This window comes from Achromobacter sp. DH1f (assembly GCF_000633435.1).
In the GTDB taxonomy this organism is placed as follows: Bacteria; Pseudomonadota; Gammaproteobacteria; order Burkholderiales; family Burkholderiaceae_B; genus Achromobacter; species Achromobacter deleyi.
On the sequence record NZ_AYMF01000089.1, the window covers coordinates 1 to 5,330 of the forward strand.

Annotated in this window: 3 protein-coding genes and 1 pseudogene; all 4 read left to right on the forward strand. The window is 56.9% G+C overall.

What is annotated here, in order from left to right:
- The coding region (locus tag U858_RS34545) for a LysM peptidoglycan-binding domain-containing protein (protein ID WP_115597067.1) at positions 1-3,231 on the forward strand (3,231 nt) is incomplete at its 5' end.
- Between the two features lie 20 nt (positions 3,232-3,251).
- Positions 3,252-3,569: a hypothetical protein gene (locus U858_RS35840; RefSeq protein ID WP_157838894.1), complete on the forward strand. Its 318-nt coding sequence runs from the start codon at positions 3,252-3,254 to the stop codon at positions 3,567-3,569.
- A 737-nt stretch (positions 3,570-4,306) separates the two neighbouring features.
- The gene (locus U858_RS0133070; protein WP_025141351.1) at positions 4,307-4,618 is read left to right on the forward strand and encodes a hypothetical protein; all 312 of its coding nucleotides are present in this window, start codon (positions 4,307-4,309) and stop codon (positions 4,616-4,618) included.
- Positions 4,619-4,748: 130 nt separating this feature from the next.
- Positions 4,749-5,330, forward strand: a pseudogene (locus U858_RS0133075) (hypothetical protein); the annotation flags it as partial.

Consider the following 5,330-nt stretch of genomic DNA (forward strand, 5'->3'; position numbering starts at 1 on the left):
CTGCGCCAGAGCATCGACTACGACGCCAACGGCAACCGCAAGCGGGTGCAGACCCAGTACACCGACGCGTCCGACACCTGGCGCAACCGGGAATACTGGTACGGCTACGACGCCATGAACCGTCAGACCACGGTCGAAGCGGTCAACGCCAACCTGGATATCAACGCGGCCCAGGGCCACAAGCTGACCTACGACGCCAACGGCAACCGCCTGTCCGACACGTATTGGGACAAGGTCATCTACGCCGACGGCGGCACGGCAGCGGGCTTCACCACGGAAAGGTACACCTACGACGCCATCAACCGCCTGACCACGCTGCGGCGCGACGGGCTGCTGCTGGATGCGCGCTACTACGACGGCGCCGACCGCGTGGTGCTCAGCGGCATCGACGGCTCATTGGGCAAGGCGTTCTTTGATCGGTCGGGGCTGGCGGGCGAACAGCGCCGCAACGTCTACGACGGCGCCGGACGGTTGTATTCCGCGCGGGTCATGAAGATGACCGATGCGGGGCTGTCTGGCGGCTATGCGACGACCTATTCGGGTTACGACCAGGCGGGCAACGTCACGCAGTACAGCATGGCGGTGTACGACGGCTCGCCGTACACCAACACATACACCTACACCCACGACCGCTTCGAGGGCTACCGCGAGAAGACGCTGTCCGGCACCAGCACCGCGCTGGACCCGGGCCAGACGACCTACCAGTACGACGTCAACGGTAATTTGATTGGCGTGGTCGACACCAAGGACGCCAGCAAGAACCAGACCCTGGTCAACGACGCCAGCGGCAAGATTTTGCAGCGGGTGCAGAACGGCCAGACGATCCGGTCGCTGGTGGTCAACGGCGAACTGCTGGGCACGACCGGCCCGGCCGCAGGCGCGGATGACTTCTCACCGAGTTTCCGGCCGATTGACGGGGGCAACCCGTCGGCCAGCCCGGGGTCCTATCGGATTCAGGCGGGCGATACGCTGCAAAGCATTGCGCAGCAGGCCTATGGAGATAGCCGGTTGTGGTACCTGGTGGCCGAAGCCAATGGCCTGGCCAGCGACCGCGATCTGCGGGTCGGGGCCACGGTCACGATTCCGAATCGGGTGTCGGGTAACCACAACGACTACAAGTCGTTCAAGCCGTATGACCCGGGTAAGTTGATTGGCGATACGCAGCCGACGATGCCGGTGCCGAAACCGGATAGCGGTGGCGGTGGCGGGTGCGGCGGGATCGGGCAGATCTTTGTCGCGGTCGTTGCTGTGGTGGCGACGGTCTTTACGGCCGGGGCGCTCGCGCCCGTTGCTGGAGGTGTCCTCGGCACTATGGCTGCATGGGGAGCCGGAGCCATGGTTGGTAGCGTCATCAGCCAAGGTGTTGGCATGGCGATCGGTGTGCAAGACAAGTTCAGCTGGAAGGCCGTGGGGGTAGCAGGCATATCGGGCGCGGTGACAGCGGGTGTAGGAGCTGCTCTTGGCCCGGTGGCGGGCGGCGCAACGGCCGGCGTAGGAACTGCGGGTGCCAGTACGGCCGGCGCGACGGGCTTCAGTATGACAACGGCGCTTCAGGTCGCAGGCCGAGCGGTCATCAGCTCGACGATCTCGCAAGGGATAGCGGTTGCGACAGGCCTGCAATCGAAGTTCAGTTGGAGCAATGTGGCGCTTGCTGGCGTAGGCGCCGGCGTGGGCTCCGCGGTAGGCCAGACCGTTTTCCAGGACTGGGAAGGAATGAGTGGCCGAGTCGCACGGGGCTTTGCTAGTGGCGCAGCCGCTGGCATTACGACAAACGTTCTCTCGGGCGGCAAGGCGAACTACTTGCAAGTTGCCGTTGATGCGTTTGGGAATGCGTTGGGGAACTCGGTCGGCGACGCAGCGGTGCGAGCGTTGAATGATGGACCGCCACCTGCTGGGAAAGCCATTGGCACTACTGACGGGTTTAGGGTCGCCGAGACAGGGAAGGACTGGGTTAGCGGTTACACCGGCGGCGACGATTTTGCGGCTGATGTACGTTTGCGTCGTGAAATGCTGGCAGCAGGAGTTGCGCCGGATAACGTGGGGATGATTTCAGATGGTGTGGCAACGATGGATTGGAATACCATCGATCCTCGCAGTGCGTTGTCTAGCGTTCAGAAGATCGCTTCACTTCGCTATCCTCGTGATACGGCGAGTGGCGTTCGCGATCAACTGGATGGCTCAATGCGTGATTTGGCAGATCCGAGATTCGCCAATATGCTGCGTAACGAGTACATCTTGACTCGTGACCAGGCCGCCAGCGTAGTATCGGTCGAGCAGCAGTACTCAAAAGTGAGGTGGGGAAGCGAAGACTATCGTCGTGATGTGACTGCTTTCTCCAAAGGGCTGGGAGCATTGGATGACGATATTGTGCGACTGCATGCGTTGACTAATATCGCTCAGACAACAAACCCAGGCTATCAGATAGATGGCCAAGTCAGCATCGGAAAAATGCCGGTGTTGTGGGCGCGAGATCTGAATCTTCTGGGGTTTCCGAGTAAAGTCTGGGGCGGCTGGAACGCGTTGCTTAATCAGGGGCCCGAAGCGATCGGTGCTGATGGCACGAAGTATTTTGTGAATCGAAATTCACATCAATATATGAGGGAAGAAGAGATAGGCCTGGATATTGCAATGACGGGCATGATGCCTACGCCGTCGACGAGAGGGGCGGCTGTGATGCGGTCGGGTCTCTCATTTGGTGCAGGCGTTGCAGAGAAATATGCGGCGAATCTGGCTGGGGTAGAGCTGAAGAGTCTGGCATTTAATGGTAAGAATGAGGTTGTTTCCATATTATCCAGAGAAACTGGTGAAATGATTGCGCAGGAAATGTTGCCAGCAAAAGGGGGGAGGGTTTCTGACAGCATATATCAAACAATGAAAGGTAATGTTGTGACACATAATCATTATACGAATGGTCCGCTTGGTATGAATGATATGAGGACGGCCATTCGGTCGGGATCTGTCGAGTTTCGAGCGGTGACGGAAGGAAAGGGTACAAACGTGTTGGATCTTAGCAAGTTGCCGACCGATTCTGTTACTAGAAATGGGCCTTATAACGTTTTGGAAGAGATTCGTGCTGCTGAGCAGGCTGCGTTTACGTCTGCTCATCCGAACTATGCATCATATTCAAGAAGTATGAAGGAAGCTCTGTCTATTGATGTTTTGACTAATATTGGTACTAAGTTGGCTGAAAAATTTCCGGGACAAATTCGATATTATAATGTTCCTAATTGATTTTTAATGTTGAGGCTGTGATGAGTCAAGAACAATCTCTGCTTTTGTTTAATCAGCTTATTGAAAAAGTCCAGTTGGTTGCGCCCGAAGGTTTTTGGGAGATATTGCAAGGAAATCCAAAGTGGGAAGTAAGGGACCGACTTTATGATGAATATGTAAATTTATTGCTCAAAGAATTGGCGGTGGAAGATGGGGTGGATGATAGAGATAAGTGGGCCGCGGTTACCAGTCATGCTAAGCAAGGGATACTGTTGGGATTTGATTGGGATGGGGCTATAACAGCAATTATTGAATACTTGTGGGATAGGGAGCATGGGACGTTGGGAAATAAAGTTTAAATTAGTCAAATTTTAATTGATTATTAATAAATTAACGTGTCAGGCTGCGTTTGATTCGACAGAAATTGGGAAGCCCCGATCACGTAGCGTGGTGCCGGGGCTTTTGTTTTTTTCTTGTGGGGAACGGGTGGATTAAGCTGGTCAGTGCCCGCTTGGTATAAATCATAGCCCGGTGTCAGCAAGGTGATGGTCGGCCGGTTTTTTCGGCTGTTGGGTTTCTAGGCTGGCTTTATTCGTTTCTGGTCCTGGGCTATTGCTGGCCAGACACTGAGTTTGACGCCTATGTGCTTGCAATAGACGTTGGAAATATCGCACGTTCACATCGGCCAGTGGCGGCGATGCGAATAAGTCTCCAGGGTCCATTTTCTCGCTTGACTCAGGCCTGGCTATGACTGCAGAACTTGCGCTTTTGAATTGCATCAAAGCCTGATTCGCAGTGAGACAAGAATGTCCCGGCATGGGACAACCCTTTGGGGCCTGATACACCGTATACTTGCCCTTCGATCGCACCAACGATCGACCGGATTGACAGCCGGAGTTAACAGGAGCGGACAGCCGCCGCAATAGCGGCATTTTTATGTCCGTATGCCGATGCACGTCTCCACTATGGGCGGGCCTTGGCTGGGGCACGCTCGCGTGCGCCGGTTGCTCCTGTTACCGGTCTGTCAACCCGGCCTTGTGCCTGCCCACCCCGATTGACAGCGGGGCGCGGGTCTTATGACCAACAGGAGATTGCAATGAATGACCACACTTACACACTTGACCGCTGGGCTACGCCGGATGATCCGGAGCATGGCGTCGTTCGCTTTGCCGATCTTCGGCAAATAGAGCGAGCTTGCCAGGGGATCTGGGCGATTGCTCGGATTGTGGGCAATAGTGCGAATGAAGTTGAGGCTGTTGACATCCAACCGTTAAGTGCTTGGATTGTTTCCAACTTGCTGGGTGGCGTGGAGAGCCTCTGTGATCACGTGGCAGATCTTGTAGCGGCCGCGATAGATGATCCCGGGCACGATTTTTCCTCGATTGGGGCCTCGAAAGAGGGACTCTGAATTGTGCCGGGTAGATTAGAGCATTCTTGAGATATTGGATTGTTTTAACAGTCCGAGCCGAATCTAACCCGGCACTGAACCCTCATCCCCCCTGATCCTGACGTCCAACGCGGCCGTCACCAGCTACGTCATGAGCAATGGCACGACGCTGGCGGTCACCGGCACCAAGACCGTCACCGAGAGCGTGCGCTATGACGAACTGGGCAACAAGCTCAGCTCGACCAACGGCGCGGGCGACACCGTGTACTTCCGCTACGACCTGCGCGGCAACGTCACCGGCGTGCGCAAGCCCGGCATGTCCACGGAACTGCGCACCGCCTACGACGCGCGCGGCAACAAGACCTTCGAGGCCGATGGCAACGGCAACGCCTCGACCTGGGCGTACGACTACTTCGGCCGCCTGGTCGCGCACACCGACATCGGCGGCGCCAAGTACTACTACAGCTACGACAACGCGCGCCAGCTGCTGCAGCAGACCAACACGCGTGGCCAGAACCTGAACTACACCTACGACGCCACGGGCCAGGTCACGCGCATCTACGATGCCAGCCTGGGCAAGATCACCGACTTCTCGTACGACCACGCCGGCAACAAGGTGCGCGAGCGTACGAGCCAGGGCGGGGTGGTGTACCAGAACAACATCATGGCCTACGACGCGCTGGGCCGCCTGCGAGAGGTGTCCGACGGTTATCTGCGCCAGAGCATCGACTAC